This window comes from Collinsella sp. TM05-37 (assembly GCF_003436455.1).
Classification (GTDB): Bacteria; Actinomycetota; Coriobacteriia; order Coriobacteriales; family Coriobacteriaceae; genus Collinsella.
The window spans coordinates 1-17,142 of the sequence record NZ_QSPN01000016.1; the positions used below are offsets into that span (position 1 = coordinate 1).

Annotated in this window: 13 protein-coding genes and 4 tRNA genes; 16 read left to right on the forward strand and 1 reads right to left on the reverse strand. The window is 51.7% G+C overall.

The window, feature by feature from the left end; genetic code table 11:
• The 15 genes from DXD48_RS10260 to DXD48_RS08135 form a co-directional block, all read left to right on the forward strand.
• The coding region (locus DXD48_RS10260) for a hypothetical protein (RefSeq protein ID WP_233514978.1) at positions 1-185 on the forward strand (185 nt) is incomplete at its 5' end.
• A gap of 372 nt (positions 186-557) precedes the next feature.
• Positions 558-2,354: a P-loop NTPase fold protein gene (locus DXD48_RS08080; RefSeq protein ID WP_158548964.1), complete on the forward strand. Its 1,797-nt coding sequence runs from the start codon at positions 558-560 to the stop codon at positions 2,352-2,354.
• Positions 2,355-2,629: 275 nt separating this feature from the next.
• Positions 2,630-3,475 carry a hypothetical protein gene (locus tag DXD48_RS10130; protein ID WP_055287428.1) on the forward strand — a complete coding sequence of 282 codons (846 nt, stop codon included), beginning with the start codon at positions 2,630-2,632 and terminating at the stop codon, positions 3,473-3,475.
• An 11-nt stretch (positions 3,476-3,486) separates the two neighbouring features.
• The gene (locus tag DXD48_RS08090; protein ID WP_158548965.1) at positions 3,487-4,695 is read left to right on the forward strand and encodes an AAA family ATPase; all 1,209 of its coding nucleotides are present in this window, start codon (positions 3,487-3,489) and stop codon (positions 4,693-4,695) included.
• Between the two features lie 318 nt (positions 4,696-5,013).
• The gene (locus tag DXD48_RS08095; protein ID WP_117564775.1) at positions 5,014-6,108 is read left to right on the forward strand and encodes a hypothetical protein; all 1,095 of its coding nucleotides are present in this window, start codon (positions 5,014-5,016) and stop codon (positions 6,106-6,108) included.
• A 556-nt stretch (positions 6,109-6,664) separates the two neighbouring features.
• Positions 6,665-7,168, forward strand: coding sequence for a hypothetical protein (locus DXD48_RS10025; protein WP_124786174.1), 504 nt, complete (start codon positions 6,665-6,667; stop codon positions 7,166-7,168).
• Between the two features lies 1 nt (position 7,169).
• Positions 7,170-7,946 carry a DUF1828 domain-containing protein gene (locus tag DXD48_RS08100; RefSeq protein ID WP_055250181.1) on the forward strand — a complete coding sequence of 259 codons (777 nt, stop codon included), beginning with the start codon at positions 7,170-7,172 and terminating at the stop codon, positions 7,944-7,946.
• Positions 7,947-8,255: 309 nt separating this feature from the next.
• Entirely contained in the window at positions 8,256-8,381 is a 126-nt protein-coding gene (locus tag DXD48_RS10325; RefSeq protein ID WP_255413158.1) for a hypothetical protein, read from the forward strand.
• Positions 8,382-9,573: 1,192 nt separating this feature from the next.
• On the forward strand, positions 9,574-11,199 hold the full coding sequence (locus DXD48_RS08105; RefSeq protein WP_158548966.1) for a reverse transcriptase domain-containing protein: 1,626 nt from the start codon (positions 9,574-9,576) through the stop codon (positions 11,197-11,199).
• 1,155 nt (positions 11,200-12,354) lie between these two features.
• Positions 12,355-12,630 carry a hypothetical protein gene (locus DXD48_RS08110; protein WP_055250177.1) on the forward strand — a complete coding sequence of 92 codons (276 nt, stop codon included), beginning with the start codon at positions 12,355-12,357 and terminating at the stop codon, positions 12,628-12,630.
• 12 nt (positions 12,631-12,642) lie between these two features.
• Positions 12,643-13,068, forward strand: coding sequence for a helix-turn-helix domain-containing protein (locus DXD48_RS08115; RefSeq protein ID WP_117564777.1), 426 nt, complete (start codon positions 12,643-12,645; stop codon positions 13,066-13,068).
• Positions 13,069-13,106: 38 nt separating this feature from the next.
• Complete coding sequence (locus DXD48_RS08120) at positions 13,107-13,883, forward strand: DUF3825 domain-containing protein (protein ID WP_158548967.1); 777 nt, start codon at positions 13,107-13,109, stop codon at positions 13,881-13,883.
• Between the two features lie 150 nt (positions 13,884-14,033).
• A tRNA-Val gene (locus tag DXD48_RS08125) sits at positions 14,034-14,108 on the forward strand.
• A gap of 447 nt (positions 14,109-14,555) precedes the next feature.
• The gene (locus DXD48_RS08130; protein ID WP_117564779.1) at positions 14,556-15,713 is read left to right on the forward strand and encodes a hypothetical protein; all 1,158 of its coding nucleotides are present in this window, start codon (positions 14,556-14,558) and stop codon (positions 15,711-15,713) included.
• Between the two features lie 367 nt (positions 15,714-16,080).
• A tRNA-Ala gene (locus DXD48_RS08135) sits at positions 16,081-16,153 on the forward strand.
• A gap of 209 nt (positions 16,154-16,362) precedes the next feature.
• Here the strand turns inward: DXD48_RS08135 and DXD48_RS08140 are convergent.
• Positions 16,363-16,438: transfer RNA gene (locus DXD48_RS08140), tRNA-Ile, on the reverse strand.
• A 552-nt stretch (positions 16,439-16,990) separates the two neighbouring features.
• On the opposite strand from DXD48_RS08140, the gene DXD48_RS08145 reads away from it, so the two are divergent.
• Positions 16,991-17,063, forward strand: a tRNA-Ala gene (locus DXD48_RS08145).
• The last annotated feature ends 79 nt before the right edge of the window (positions 17,064-17,142 follow it).

Here is a 17,142-nt window from a genome sequence, read left to right on the forward strand (position 1 = left end):
GTTCCGCTATGCGGTTGTCAATTTGCGAAAGAAATTATGCGTCACCGCTTGTTTTTCTTAAGGCAAACATGCTGCAACGCCAATTCAAAGAGGTTGCGGTGATGCAAGCAAACGCCAATCGCAGGAACAAATGGGCCGACCGCATCGAGCGGTGCCTCTCGTCCAACATGAGCGCGGAAGACTGAGTAAGCTCAACCACTTGAGAGAGTCGCGCCTTTACAGGTGGTTTGCCAGATTCAGAAAAGAGGAGCCGCAACGCTTCCCCCGTAGGAACGCCGCCACGGCGAACTAGCTTGAAATCACAAGGGGCGGCATCACCGACGCGAAGTCATCGTGCCCGCGACAAACGGATCTTCTCCGATGGCCTCGGCCGCTAGCGCAGATCTAGCATCGAGTGAGTATTTGCACGTTTCCGTACCGCGAATATTGGGGGGGCGCTCAAATACTCATTCGATCGAGCTTATGCCATCATTGTTGTGAACGGGGCGACCTCGGTTGCGGTTTGATCTAGCGCAGCGAAGGAAATCTTTCGCTATAAGTTTATGCAGGAGGAAATAATGGAGACATGCCGGTCAAAAGAGCCTGCTGATCAGCTCATCGATCATATTGATTCCTATCTCAAGGATAAGGACAATCAATATGCAATTGCACTTGAGGGAGATTGGGGATCGGGAAAGACCCGATTCATCGAAGGGAAACTCAACGAGTATCTCGAAAAGGGCGAATACAACCTTGTCCGCGTTTCCATGTTCGGAATTGCCACTGCTGATGATCTATGCGAACGTATTGTGATGGCGCTTGTACACCTTAGCGATAAAGGTATGAAGGCGCAAGCTGCTGCCAAAACTATAGGGGGCGCCCTCAACGGTATTTCGAGGGCTTTAATTAAAAGAACGGGATTATCGGTGAATCTCGCCGTCGGGATACAATCCGTTGCCTGCCTAATGCTCAAAAAGAAGCACTTTCTTGTATTCGATGATGTGGAGAGGCGTTCTAAACATAGCGACGATTTGGCGCTATTCGGAACGATGAACGATCTTGTCGAAAGACTTGGATTGAAGGTCATGCTGGTTTCAAATGCCTGGGAAGGAAGTGATGTGCAATCGATGCGAGAGTTCGATAGGGACGTACGCGAAAAGCTAATTTGGAAAGTCTATCCTTTCAAGCCGTGCCCGTCTGCATTGGCCAAAGAAATTCTCATGGGAGATTGTCGCCCATCGGAAGACCTTGATATGCATAGCGCCATACTTGCGGGGGTAGAGGCCAGCGGATGCGTAAATGCTCGGGCAATGATTCGTGCTCATGAGCTAATCAGAAGAATTTGCAGCCTTGAGGTGCTTCAAAATACAGGAATTGCACTTCAAAACCGGTTTTACGCTCTACGGGACGCAGTCCATTTTGCTTTGTTGACCTCCATGGGGAACGCACCTTCCATGCCACAAAACGGAAAGCCAGAGGAATGGCTCAGTCCGGAGGCGCTGGAATACGATCGCAGAGTGTCTCTTTACGAGCAATACTCTGATTTCTCCGTGATAGGTAAGGCATTCGACCCTTCAGGCGATGTAGATATTGAAGATCTCGAACAAGGGTTTAAAACATACATTTGGAAACGGTACCCGAGCAACCGCGATACCCTCGAAGTTAGGGAGATCGCTAAAAGTATGCGGTGCGCTTACGATCTTGATGACGATAATGTAGATGGCCTCGCGCAGCGTTACTATGATTTAGTTACTAGAGCACATTATTCAGTCGATTGTTTGCACGACGTGCTCGAGGTTTATTACCTGCTATCTGACCTCAAATGGGAATGTCCATTTTCGCAAAATGACTTTATCAAATATTGCAAGAAAGTGATCGATGCCGATCTAGACAAAGCTTCTGAGCTCCTCTCTGGACCAGTATTTAGTGCAGACGAAAGGCGGAAAAGACGGGCGCTCGCCGAAGAACTTGAGCGTTATGCTCGGACAGAGCTGAATAAAAAGATGTCGAGTCAGTTGATGATATCTGAGGGAGCGGAGGGACTGACGGGCAGGGAGATTGCTCGACTTCTCAACGATGCTGCAGAACGCGATGTCAAAGTGTTGGTTAATGCTAGTCCGAGAGTCATTGTCGAGTCATTTTGTAGAGAAGATGCGGCGAATCAAGAGGCGCTTCGCAAGTTCTTTGTGCATCTTCATAACGTTTGGATTCCGGGTGGGGTGCCATCGGCGGATTTAGTTGAATGGATACTTGAGATAAAGACTGCACTGGAAGAAACGAACGTTGAAACGAAAACTGGATCAATGAGAAGGCGTTTGTTCTTGAGAAATCTGGAGGAGCTTGAGAGCCGATTTGGGTATCCCGTACAGAAGTAGCACCGATGCTCCACTTGCCGTGCGCTTCAGTGCCAGCGGTCTTGTTTTGCGCTTGCGCGGTGCCGGCTTGATTTCATTTGTTGCATAGATTGAAGGATGCGCCAGTCACGTCTTCTTCGCCGTGCTCACGGTCTTCTGTCCGTCTCGGCTGCATGGTGGGTCCGATTGCTTTTTCGGAGTGGCAATGATACGTATGGTGTGAAACGGATGGTACGCGGATAACGAGGGGCGGAAACAACGACAGCCCCACGCTAAAGGAAAGGAGCGGAGGAACTATGCCAGAAAATAAAATACCAGGCCTCTTCACCGTCTACTACATGAATCAGCAGAAGGTGTTCGAGACGAGGATGCTCCTGGACAACAAACTCAAGACTACAAGCTCCAAGGAAAACCAGAACGGGACGACAAAGAGAGCATCATTGAACGCCGAAGCGGAGCTCAACCCTCCCTTTCTGACGAAACTCAGGGCAAAACTCGAAGGAAGCGTCAGGCACGAAAAACAAGAGAAGATCGTGGACACCCTCGAATACGTGAACACAAATAGCCGGATGCTCGCCGACATAATGGAGCATTGCAAAGCCCCCGAAAGCGGAACAACGCTTGCAGAAGGCGACCTCGCATACATCGGCGATGTCTCGCTGGAGCTCATCAATGAGGAGGAGATTCGAGGCATCATGGCAATCATGAGCGGGACCTTCGACGGAATCACCGTCTCCGATGCCGGAGACCTCGACATCGGCCACATGATGCAATCCTTCATAGGAGACGGCGCAGCCTTCAAGCTCAGAGGAAACCGCGCAAGAAGAAGAACGCCGCTGTACGCGAAGATTCCCCTCGATGGAGAAGAAATGTTCGAAAGCGGGTACACAATCGACGACCTGCTCATCGGAAAGGTCGGCATCGTCGGGATATGCAAAGGGAAAATCACCCCGGCCCAGATGAAGAGCCCCCTCGATTACTTCCAACAGCCAGACGACCCGAAACGCACGCCGCAGAACGACATTGTTATATGCGGAAAGAACCCGTCACCCACCGCCATGACCGGCGGCGGCAATCGGGTAGAACAGGGCTATTACATAGACATCCTTGCTGTCATTCAGGCAGTGTCCTTCGAGGCTTGATAGGCAACGCCATGCGCAAACTCGTCACATACAACAAATCCCAGTATAAAGCCCTGATCGACCAGCTCGGAGACGGCGGCTTCAAGTTGATGTCGCTTCTCGAACTACACGGAAGCGACCAAATCTCCGAGCTCCTCTCCGAGAAAAAGCTCGTCGTGGACGTTTCATCACTTGTGGGGTTACTCTCGGGCGATCTTCAGCTGGCATCGAAATTCGAGCTCCTCGTCCACCAGCTACCCTTTGGCACCCTCTTCATCGGAGACGATAAAACCGTGAACGAAGGAGCATACCAATTGAGAACCATGTTCGACGACATTATAGAATGCGACATCGAGATCGATAAGGACGCCCAGAAGGACAAAAGAGTAAAGAGAACACTCGTATCCCTCGACGAACTCGAATTCAAACAGGTCCTCACCACCCTCGAAAGCGAGCTCATAGGCCAGATCGAATTCAAACGCTCCTTCGAATCCCGATCGCGCAGCTTCAGGCTCTTCAACGCGCTCGACGAGCAGCCGGTATTCTCGTTGCTCCTTCTTGGCCCTTCGGGTGTCGGGAAAACAGAAGTCGCCAAGATTCTCTGCGAGGCAATCGCGCCATGCCAGCCCCTCCCTAAAGTCAATCTTGGGAACTACAGCAGCAAGGACTCTCTAAACTCCCTGATTGGCAGCCCGAGAGGATACATGGGAAGCGAAGAAGGCGAGCTGGGAAAGAAGATCGACTCGTCCGATGCCGGAATTCTCCTGGTGGATGAGTTCGAGAAAGCTGAACCCGCCGTCTGGAACTTCTTCCTCGATCTCCTCGAGACAGGATCGTTCACGGACTCCCAAGGGATGGAGCACGATCTCCGCGGGTTCATCATCGTATTCACGACAAACTGCCCCCTCGGGAAGATCAATGAAACTTTCCCGGCAGAACTCCTCTCCCGCTTCAATTTGATGAGCCACTTCTCCAAGCTAAGCGTAAGCGACAAAAAGTTCTTTGTCGAAAGATACGTATCCATGTTTGCCAAGAAGTACAGGGAGACTGCTCCCAGTGGCTTGCCGACATTGCCGGACGACATCGCCGACAGGGCAATGATGGAAATCGACATTGAAGCGACCGAAAACATCCGGATCCTCAAGAACACAACAAGATCTTGGATCAGCGAATTCGTAGAGAAGGCCCGAAAGAGCAGTTCAATCGCGACGCAGCCCTCCATCATCAACACCCAAACATAACGAATATATGTTCTTATTGCATCGCATCTACATTACGAAATTCAGATTGCTTGAGATGTCTTGACGCAAGTTCAGATTCACTTCGGAGTATCATGCTGTCAATTTGAAGGATGCTACCTGCGCTTTTGAAGAATCGAAACGGAGGTTGTAAGCCGATTCTTCCTTTCACCGACTGGCAAAACGATTTACACCTAATTGTGGGAGTTGCCCACGCGATTTCTCCTTGCTCCTGCATCGATCTCGCTAAACTAATAAGTGCTGCCACCAGGGCATTTTCTGGTGCATATTCTATTGGCTCCCGCGAAGATCGGAGCGGGTATGTTTGCTGCCGAGTCCTACACCAGCCGTCATTACATTGCGATTGTTGCCATGGCCTGCCTATGCGTTTTGCTGGGCGGGCCTTCTTATGCTGCGGGTGCGGAGAGCCTCATCATCGCGGGCGCGACATACTACGAGCCGGGCGTGTCGGGCCCCGGCTGGGCCTGGACCGATGCCGACCATCTGGAGCTCAACGGCTACGCGGGCGAGGCCATCGGCGCCGACGGCGACCTGGTGCTGACGCTTGCCGGGCAGAACTCCGTGACGGAGTCGCATGCGCCCGATGCGGACATCACGCTGTGCGGCATGGAGGTGTGGGGCAGCCTGACGCTTCGCGGCACCGGGACCCTGACGGCGACGGGCTCGCAGTGCGGGATCCACGTTTCGCAGGCGCTCGTGGTGGACGGCTGCTCTGTCGATGCGCGGGCGGACGGAGCCGATATTACGGACGAGGCGGTCGCCGGCGTGATCGCCGGCAACATGGCCGTGCGCGGCGGCGGGCGCGTCGTTGCCGCTGGCGCCGGGTCCGGAGCGGGCGTGCGCGCCTACGGCGTGTATCTGCAGGACGCGGGCCTTGGCGATGGCGCGGCCGACTGCCGGCTTTCCGTCGAAGCTTCACGGCTTGATGCTACCGGCGCCGATGGCGGCGTTGCGTGCACGGGCGGCTCGCTTGTGTCCGCACGGTTTGTGACGCCTGCTGGCGGTTCCTTTGGTGCTAGTGGTGTGGTGAATGCCGCCGGTGCGGTGGCACCGCATGTGGTGGTTGAGCCCGAGGGCGCCACGCCTCCGGCGGGGGAGACCGACGGGGTCGATGTGCCTGGATGCGGGGCGGGCGAGCCTTCCGCCGATGCTAACCCCGCTGCCGGAGAGCCCACCACAGGGCCCACGACAAATCCGGCGCTGAAACCAGCGGCCGCGACAACCAAGACAACAACGACAGTAACCAAGACCACGGTCGCCAAGACCACTAAGCCCAAGACGGCTACCACGACAACCGCCACGCTCCCCAAGACCGGCGAGAACTGCTGGATCGCCGCGTCCGTGGCGCTTTTGCTGCTGGGGACAGTGCTGCTCGTCGCCGTACGCCGCTGCTGAAACACTAATTTTTCGGAAGTGCGGGGAAAGCAGAACCTGTCGACCGTAACCCGCTATTTATCAACAAAACCACAGGTCGCGAAAGCGTAAAACCGTGGGCTGGTCAGCAGATCTCGGTTTTATCCCGCACTTCCGGAATTGTCTCCATTAGAGGCCAACCAACAGTCGGCGATTGTATCTCATGCAGTCAGTTAGTTAAAATTGGCCATGATTGCGCTTGCCGACATATCATTCACCATCTCACGCGTGCTACCTCGCTACGATATTCACGAGGCTCATGATGATATAATTTCTACCAAAGCATCGTTTGGCTTGGGATGGATTTAGTTCAGTTCCCGAATGAGGGCAGGCTCTTGGGACCGAGAAATTTTTACTCCTGGGTTCAAGCCTTGCAACTGCCGGCGCATCGATACCTTTTGTTATGCCAAAGTGATACACACATAACGAAGAAAGCCCCTGCGGGAAACGCTTCCGCTACATTTTCGAATATCTGTCCCAGCGAGCATCTATCATAGGATGAGATTACTGGGCAATAGCCATAAGGATTGGAACTGCTGTGAATATCTTCAGCTGGAACGACTTGAATCCAACTGCTCGCGAATACATCTTGATGGCCAAAGATGTGCGTGATATGCAATATCGCAAACAATGGCCTACGCCTGGAGGTAAAACGCTAATCGAACTCGTTGCTAACGAGAATAAAGCCCTTAAGTTTTATCTTGATCTTACAGAGAATAAAAGAAGTTCTTCCTTAATCCTTGGACTTTCCGCTGACAGAAAAAGCACCATGCAGACACGCGTATCGGATCGTCCATTAATTCGTCTTGATTATAGTGATAATCCCGAGGTCCTTCGTCACAGAAATCCAGACGGATCGCTGGTCCTTGGTACTCATGTCCATTTTGATATAGACGGATACGGCGCCAAATGGGCTTGTGGCATCCCAGGTCAAAATATTCTGAAACCTCTGAACGACGATTTTGCATCACTCTTTTGGTCATTTCAGGAAACTTGTAATATTACAGACAAGCTTAAAGTAGAGCTATCTCTGGGGGTGTGAGATGAACGTAGATCAGGCTCGAGGCTTTATCAGCGCATACGCCAAGTTCGTAGAGGCAAATATGGTCCCGGTCCAGCAAGGTAATGGCGTCTGCATCTCCACCCCCATGCTCAATCGAAACAACGATTGCATGCGGGTTTATCTGGGTGATGACCCAGCAGGCGGCTATGTCATTTCTGATCTTGGTGAAACCATCAATGATCTTGAATTGTCTGGATTCACCATGAAAGGACAGCGAATCGATAAGCTCAATTCGATTCTTTCTGGCTTTTCGGTAAAGGAAGAAAAAGGCGAACTGTGTATAACGGCTTCCGGATCTGACCTTCCTATGAAGATGAATATGCTTCTTCAGGCTATGGCCTCTGTTGATGATATGTTCTTGTTATCTCAAAGCAGTGTGAGAAACCTCTTCACTGAAGATGTCGGCAATTGGCTGCTTGATAATGAAATCCCTTATGTTCCTGGCCCGTCTTTCCAGGGCCGATCCGGACTTTCGTTTAAATTTGACTATGCAATTGGTAAAAACAAGAGAAGACCCATGCGCCTTATTAAAACGGTAAATAATCCTGGTAAGCAAGGCATTCAAAATGCATTATTTGGATGGGAAGACATTAAGTCGGCACGCAACGATTGCGAAGGAGTCGTTTTTCTCAACTCCACCAACACTAAAGATGGTGTTGTCTCCCCCGAGTCTATCGAAGCTTGCAAAAACTACGGACTTACTCCAATCATTTGGGGCGTCGATCAAGACTCCTATGTTCCCATGCTCGCTGCATAGGCGGTTTAATTTTGAAATGCTCATGCAAGCTGATGAATGGCAATTAGGCATGCCTTGCTACTCATTCCATTCGTCTGTATGCTTTACTCAGTTTTTGTTCGTAAGGCGCGACCAATGAAATCAAAAGAACGACTACCGCGAAGATCTTGGTTGCAGAGCACGACCAATGCAATATAAATAATGCTCGCGAAGATGACGCCTTCAACTGCTTAGGTTGAAGGCGTCTTGATTTACAAGCGGTATCGACTTAACCTGTGCAGCTGAGGGTAATTCGCGTTTTTCCTGCCGGAAGCATACTACGTGCCGAGTGTGTCGGGCCCCGGATGGGCCTGGACCGATGCTGACCACCTGGAGTTTAACGGCTACGTGGCTGAGGCCATCGGCGCAGATGGCGACATGGTGCTGACGTTTACCGGGCAAAACTCCGTGATATAGTCGCATGCGACCGATGCGGTCATCACGCTATGCGACATGGAAGTGTGGGGCAACCAGGCACTTCGCGGTACCGGGACCCTGACGGCGACGAGCCCCCAGTGCATGATAACGTTTCACAGGCGTTCGCGTTGGACGTTGCACCGTCGATGCCTCGTGGCTGGATACGACCGGTGCCGATGGCAGCGTTGCGCGCACGGGCGGCTCGCTTGTGTCTGCGCGGTTTGTGGTGCCTTCCGGCGGGGTCTTTGGTGCTGAGGTGGGTAGATGCTGCCGGGGGCCGTGGCCGCGTATGTGGTGATTGGACCCGTTGTGGCCACGCCACCGGCTGTGTGGAGACCGATGGATGCGGCGCGTGGGTGGCAGGGCGGGCTAGCCTGCTGGCGGTGCCGGTCATGTTGCAGGGCAGCCCGGTGCTTGGTAGTTGACGGACCTCGTAGCGAAGCCCACGAACGCAGCGCCCAAGACAATCACAACGACCAGGCCACGGTGGCCACGTCGTCCAAGCCCAAGACTGCCACCGCGACAACTTTAGCTCTTCTCAAAACCGGCGACAACAACTGGATTACTGCTACCTTTACACTGCTTTTTCCGGGAATAGTGTTTCTAGGTGCAGCATATTATTGCTGAAACACTTTTTGAATTTTCTAGCTTAGGCACCACCAAGTACCGTGAAATGGTACCGCCAATATTGAGCTTAGTCCCCGGTGAATTATTTTTACCTGCGATCCGCCCCAGGGAGCCGCTGTATGTCGACCTTGCATATGTCGACTTTGACCGCGTTGAGCGCGATCCCGCCCATGATTGCATGCGTATTGATTCCGCCGCCGGGTCTTGAGTTCCACTCCCTCTTCTTGAACTATCTGTAGAAGACCGGTGAAGAGGTGCCTCGCCTCGCTTCATTAGCTCAAAATGCATCGACCGTCTATTAGTTGCGAACGATGTTCAATTATCAATGCAGAAGGCACCTTCGGCCTTAGGGGTCATTCCTGTATTCAGGGTTCCTGATTTGACACAGTTACCTAATTTTGAATTTGCATCAAATGGATGACTGGTAAAATACACTTCATAGCCGGTTCGAATTAGCGTTTGCGCATCGCAATCGGATATGTGTTGTTTGCACATTATATTCTGCTACGTGTCTATTAAGTACGACTCTACGGAGGAACCGGCTATCAACTTTAAGGAAAATCTGATGCTCAACGAGCTGCAGTCGAAGACAGATCTGGCAGGGTTTCTTGGCCTGTCTATAGAAAAGCTTGATTTCTTTGTCAATTCATCCTCCATGTATGACCTATACAGAAATAAATTGATTCCTAAAAGAAATGGCGGCTATCGAGAGCTATTAATCCCAAGATCTGATTTAAAAAAGGTTCAACGAATTATCGCTAAAGAGCTAGAAAAAAGCTACAACCCTTTGCCTTGTGTGCACGGTTTTGTAAAGGGTCGATCAATACAAACAAATGCTGAGACCCATATTGGCTCACAAGTAATTGCTGGCATTGATATTAAGGATTTCTTTCCTTCAATCTCATCTAAACGGGTATATGGCCTTCTTGTTTCGAAGAAGTTAGGTCTCACCCCTGAAGTTGCATTCTGCATTTCTAGACTTGTCGCCACACCAAAAGGGCTCCCTCAGGGAGCTCCCTCATCCCCTTTAATTTCGAACATGATTTGCCTTGGCATGGACAAACAGCTTATGCATCTATCGCATGAGTATCATTATCAATACACGCGATATGCCGATGACCTAACGTTCTCTTTTAAAAGCTCTTTTTATTTTTATCGACACTTTTGCTCAGAGGAAAAGCTCAGGTTGCCCAACAAAATACGAAACGCGATCACTGACTTCCATGGAACCGAGTCATTTGAGATCAACGAAGATAAATCGTTTTACAGTTGCAGTTTCTCAAGACAGCTAGTCACGGGCGTTGTCTGTAACCAAAAGACAAATATAAAGCGCGAGCAATATCGGCGACTCCGCTCAACGCTCCACCGACTAAGCAATAGCGACATTGAAGGCGCGATGGGCTGCTATTACGGTAAATCCATCGCTAAACTCACCGACGCAGAGAGAGGGATATTTCAAGCGGCTCTTCGAGGAAGTCTAAATTTTTATAAGTCTCTTATTAAGAATCCCTGGACATCGGGACCGCTCCTGCGTTTAGGCAGCCTCTACAATAAAACGAAACCAGAAGATACGCCTGTTTTCCCAGTCGCACTTCAGCAAGACTCGCTTCTGTATCTAGAAGGAGAGGATGACAAAGAAACCCCGTTTGAGGGTTTAGGGTTTTACTTAACCGGCTACGGCCTTGTGACGGCGTGGCACGTGATATGCGATGCCGTTTCTCATGACATGGAAAGAAGGGAAATAAAAGTATCCAGCTCAGATAAGACCCCGCTTGCTAAATTTAAATTTAGCAAATCGATCGTTCAAGACAACAAGCGCGATGCTGTAATACTACGAGAAGTTCCTCAAGAAATCTTAAAGAAGATCCCCAAGCTTCCAGCAGTCATGGATTTGCCCGTAAAGGGGGATAAGATCTCCGCTTATCAACAGCATTTTTCCGAATCTAGATTCAGCCTTGAATTGCACAGTGGGGATTTACTCAGGGTCGGAGATCCAAGCGAAGAGGGCACACTTTGTTATACGAATTGCTCATTTCAGCATGGAATGAGTGGTGGGCCAGTGTTTAATGACTTGGGTCAGGTCATTGGCATAGTACATACTGCAACTGAGCAGGGAAAACTTGGCTCTTTCCTTCCTTTAAGGGATTGTATCCGCTCATCCGATGTTTATGGAGAGTGGCAGGTCTTCTAACTAGATTGTCATACATTCTGGCCCAAAACGCTCATCGCGTCAGACTTGAAACAAGGTGTCTGCTGCTTCTACTTAAACGGTGACAATCGGAAAAGCCATAAGGGGGTGCTGAGTTAGATGCTGGAAAACGGGCCAGTCAGGAAGATATAGAGCGGCGGACTGTATAACATTTCGTTCTAGTACGACTCTGAGACCTATGCGGGAAAGCATGAGGGGAGCGGCTTCTCCGGAAAGATAAAGCTCGCGGATTTCGTCGGTCTGGAGACGGGTGCTTTTTATTTAAGGCAGCGTGCGGACCGATGGGCTCTACTCATGTTCATAGATCAGGCAACCATACTTGGGGGTTACGTTCAACTTGATTATGGCATTCAGTTTGCCTACTCAGAGACACGAGAGGACGGAGCCGTTCGCGTAGCTGTCGAACGCCCGGTTGATTTTGGTGTTTACCACGTTGAACCATCTGCCTGCGGTTAGAAGGTTCAACGTCGAAGGATTTACTACTGATGACCTCAATTTCTTGACAGAATTTATTGATAAAACGCCCCGTTTATCTTTGAGCTCGCCGAACAGCAAAAAGTCGGACCAAAGCCTTCGGCGATGATTTCCTGACGTTCTATTGTTAAATGCCCAGTAAGTTGATTACCAAAATTACTGTCGACACCACTCACCCATGCCGACGACATCGTCTGAATTGTCACGCTGTTGGCGCTTCCCTCGTTAATAGCATCGCTTCTTAGGCCACAACTGGCTGTCGAAACTCCCGTTTTCCGAAATTCGGGGAAAATAGGGGCGGCTGAGCACAACCCGATTTTTGGCAACAATACCGTCGGTCGCAGAAGCGTAAATCCGGGGTTTAGTCGGCTGATCTCTGTTTTCCCGCACTTCCGTATACGACCCCTCGATTAAGGTTATATTAACGCGCGGCGATTACTTCCCATGCAATCGGCGGTAAAATCTCGCCATGGTTACGCTCGCCGATATAGCCTCTGCATTCTCTCGCGTGGACCACACCTGCAACGTCGCCGACCTGATCGACGCAGCTCTAAGAACAGAAGAATTATGAAAGGATTCAAACACCGAAGAGCCTGCAGCATCAAAAGTGTCAGACCGGCGAGATCTGTATCGTAGACATCGTTCGAGAGGGGATGACCGAAAATGACCCGCGCCTACAGTGAAGTTTATCTCGAGGACGCTATGAGAACGCTGGGCGAGGCAGTCGATTTTGCCCTCTGCGACCAGGGACTGACTCCGACCGAACTGACGGCGATCTTGTCAAACGCTTTTGAGATGAAACAGTTTGAGCGCGGTATCCCACGCGTTGTCTGCGGCATGTCGGGCGATGAGCTTGTGCGCGAGATCATTGTCCACGCGGGTCTGAAGCCCGTCGAATTCAGGGAGGCCTATCCGTTCGACCGTTCCCCGCAATACTGAGCAGGTTGGGTTTTGGCATACACGCAATGGACGTGCGGCCTAGGTTTTAGCGACCTTTTTGAAGTGGCGCCACTCGATTGGGTTATCGGCTCGTACCATCCGCTTCACGAGGCCTCCGAAGTTAAATTCGCCCAGATAGTCATTGATAAATGGAACAAAGCCCAGGCAGGCAAAAAGGGCCTCAAGGCAGCACGAAAGGCAGCCGGCCTGACCCAAAAGCAGCTGGCCGCCCAATCGGGAGTCAAAATCCGTGCCATACAGCTCTACGAGCAAAACCAACTGGACCTGCGCCGTGCCTCGGTATCCTCGGCATTGGCGCTCGCAAAACCTTACACTGCAGCATCGAAGACCTCGTCTGGCAACCGATCGTTCTTGAGTACGACTCCTGTTGCCACTGTGATGTGCTCCCCGGCATTGCGTCGCGCGTATAGAATCTAAGCATCCGCACGCCAGCTATGAAATGGAATGGACGCCACATGGAAATCCCCAGCACCCTGTGCAGCAATGTGTACGACTTCGCGTTTTGCCCCGAGCCCTGCTACGAACGCCTGGCCGACCTCGCCGACCCCGAGGACTGGGGTCCCGGCAACCGCATCCTCAAAAACTACCTGTCGTTTTCGTTTAGCCGTGCGGTGTTCCTGACCGAGCGCGACGTGGACCAGACCGCGCCGTCCAACCTGCCTTTGGTGTTCGACAACGACCAATGCCTGTTCAACACCGGCCTGTACACGCGTCGCTACGAGACCATCTACGGCCTGTTTGAGCCCAACACCAAGCCCGACGCGCGCCAGCGCTGGTTTTTGAAGGGCTTCTTTAAGGAGAGCGACCCCATGCTGGTCTCGTTTGAGTACCTGCCGTGCCGCGTGCGCTTTGCCGAGGACCCCTCCGAGCTGGTCTTTGACTACCGCTTGCCCATCCGCTCCAACATCGACCACATTCTGGGCGATGAGGAGAACCTTACGCGTATTCCCGCTAGCCTGATGGGGGAGGGCAACTCGCTGCTGCTGCGCCGTGCCTTTGAGGGCGCCGTCGTCGAGGCCGCCCGCCGCGCCGCCGCCAACTACACGCTCGCCGTGCCGCAGTTCTACGGCGGTCGGATCCAACTGCTGCTGCCGCTGTGCCTAACCGGCGACAAGCCCGAACTGGCGCTGACCATCCAGCGCGAGGACGGTTTCTACGCCGCGCGCACCTGCCTCACGCTCGACATGGCATACAACAATGCGCGACTAATCTGTCGCCCCGAGACCTCGTAGATAAAGCGGTAAATGGTGGTTAAGCTGCTGTTTTACCTATTGCTTTGGTTGCTTTGGCTTAGCTAGCATCCACGAATTTAAAATCGGGGGCAAAAAGTTCTTGGTAAACCAGGCGCGGCTATGATAGTATCTCTTTTGCCGAAAGGCGACGGGCGATTGGCTCAGGGGTAGAGCATATCCTTCACACGGATGGGGTCACAAGTTCGAATCTTGTATCGCCCACCATCAAAAGCGCAGGTCAGAGGTGTTAAGCCTCTGGCCTTTTTCTATTTGATACCAAGGGTGACACCAAAAGTGACACCAAATTTTCGATTTTTATTAGCATGGGGTCCTATTTTTTATTGATCGCAAACCCTTCATAGTTCCTACATATTGAATATTATTTTCGTTCGTTGACCAACTATAGAGTGACGTCGTCGAACATTTTGAAAATAGTTCACGCGATCTTTCAATGAATTCTTTGCATGATTCATACGCAATTGTGGAGAAAAAGACCACTGGCTCACAGCTCGTACCAGCACATTCACGCCTCGTGACAACCTTTCAACACATCCCATCCATTTTTTGGTCAGCGTTTGGTCAGCTTCCGGTACTTACCCGCATGATGCCCCAGTAGATAATCGTCCACGACCACAACCGCATGGCCTACGGCCGATACCAAGGGAGGCGCAAATGGACGAAATCGTCTGCGCAAACACCGCATTCCGCTATTGGCGCTGCCCACCGCAGGTGCGCGACCTCTACCCGCGCCTACCCAACTCCGAAGAAGGCTGGCGAGCTCTATCCCAAGCCCCATTCGTAACCGACGTCCTCAAGACCCCGATTATCGCTGTTGCTTCGCCAGGTTATTGCAATCACCACTCGGGATTGCGCTCCACTATTCGCTGGGAAGGGACATCGGATGTCAGCACAACAATCGACACTAATTTAGGCTTTAGTGTTACCAATCCGCTTAACACATTATTTACTATGACACGCTTTGTGTCCCAAATAGATCTCGTACTGGCTATGTACGAACTTTGCGGTTGCTTTTCCGTTTTCGAGCTTGCTCCCGCTGCCGAAATGCAGTTAAAAATGGCGGTAGAGGAGAATCGCAATTCCAGCACGCAGGATCTGTTCGAACTTGGAGAAGGCGAAGACGAGGTTCCTTGGAAACGAGTTTACGCCCGCGCAACCGTAAAGGCCACAGATAAAGAAGGCCAAACGAACAAGCGTGAGGATGGAAGAGAGGTTACGAAACTCAAAGGCACTTCTCTTTGGATGAGAAAGCCGCTCATCGAGCTAAGCGATCTACATCGATTCGCCGACAAGGTCAAAAGTCAAATGTGGGGAAAGCAGTTTTATGATGCCGCTCAGCAGGTTATCGGCATTGCTGCGTCTCCGCTCGAGGTCGCGGGGGTACTGCTTCTAAGTCGTTCTCGACGTCTAGGTGGTTCAGGATTCAGATACGTGTACCTCAACGATTTAACCCCTCTATCCGTGGCAGCCCAAAGCATCGCAGGCCAAAAGGTCTGCTACGGCGACATCGTGATCGTAAACCCAATCCTAATGAAGGCAGTTATTATCGAGATCCAAGGTGAGGTCATTCATGGCTCAGGTGCAATACTTGACCACGATGCGGAGCGCATGACTGCGTTGCAGAGCATGGGATTCGATGTATTCCTGGTGACTCACGATATGCTCAACGATTCAAAGCTGCTAGACACCATAGTCAGAAGTGTCTGCGACCGTTTAGGGATTCGCTATAAAGCCAAAACTGAGGCAATGAAGTGCGCCGAGACGAGACTGCGAGCAAATGTTTTGTGCAACTGGTTGGAAATCGGAAATTAGTCGGCGACAAGGCGCTAGAACTACCTAGTTTGCCTGTTAGTGAAATAATGTCATTTCAAAACTATGCCGGATTACGGGGCTGGACCCGGACTGGCCGTCCATACCCTGCATTTCACGGAATACGCAAGCCGTCTACCTGCGGTTTTGATTTTACCGATTACGGCATGCTCGGGGGTTCCCGGCCTGGCCCCGTAAACCGGCATAGTTTTGAAATCGCCGGGTCGGCGGGAGCGCGATTGGCCCCGGTAATGGGCCTGGCGCCGGCAAGACGGCCGTTGGGCGGATGGCGGCCCGCGCCGCGACTGCGAAATTTTCCAAAAATGTCCTTGCATCGCCGTCCGAGTTCCCGTATAGTACTTTTTCGCACGGGGGCGTAGCTCAGCTGGGAGAGCGCTTGACTGGCAGTCAAGAGGTCAGGGGTTCGATCCCCCTCGTCTCCACCCGAGCATTGAATGAGGCTCCAACGCAAGTTGGGGCCTTTTTTCTTATCTAACGATTGAAGCCATGTGTTGGTTGGGTAGCATCTTGGCGACATTCCCATTGTTAATTACGAATATGAATGTTAATAACTTTACGTCTCTGGATGGCAAAGCTAGTTTGCAGCGCTAACAACAAAGAGGCCGGGCGTAATGCCCGGCCTAAAATACTCTGGTGGGCCCTCCGGGATTCGAACCCAGAACCCAGGGATTATGAGTCCCCTGCGCTAACCGTTGCGCCAAGAGCCCTTATGAACGGTGAATGCAATTCTAATAAAGGCATCTAAGGCCTAATTTCTTCGCTTCACGTCGTGAAATACTACCATGCACGAGCAAGTCGCACAACGCAAGATCAAGTCCAATGCTAAACAACAACCAATCTAGGCGCGTCGCAGAAAAGACGTGTTTTAGAAAAAGTTAAGGCCATTAATTCAGGGCTCAAACACATTTAACCGCGAAATCAAGCTGATGCCATTTCAAAACACCGCCAGTTTACTACGACTGATCGGCGACTCCCGAGCACCGCGTGTTCCCCGTTTGCAAAACCGCAGGTAGGGAGCCCGACGGTTGCGTGAAAAGGCGTGCGTGGTCGAACATTCCTGATTCATCGTAGTAAACCGGCATAGTTCTGAGGCGCAGAGGAGGGGCGGTTCGCAATCGGGTCCGATAATGGAACTGGCGGAGCACGGGAAACCCGGTTGAGCGGGCGGGTCGTGTTTCGCCCGTGCCGGCACGGGCGAAAGTTTTTCCAAAATTGCCCTTGCATCGCCGTCGGAGTTCCCGTATAGTACTTCTTCGCACGGGGGCGTAGCTCAGCTGGGAGAGCGCTTGACTGGCAGTCAAGAGGTCAGGGGTTCGATCCCCCTCGTCTCCACCCGAGCATTGAATGAGGCTCCAACGCAAGTTGGGGCCTTTTTTCATATTGGCACACAAGGTCAAAGGCGGCACCATGA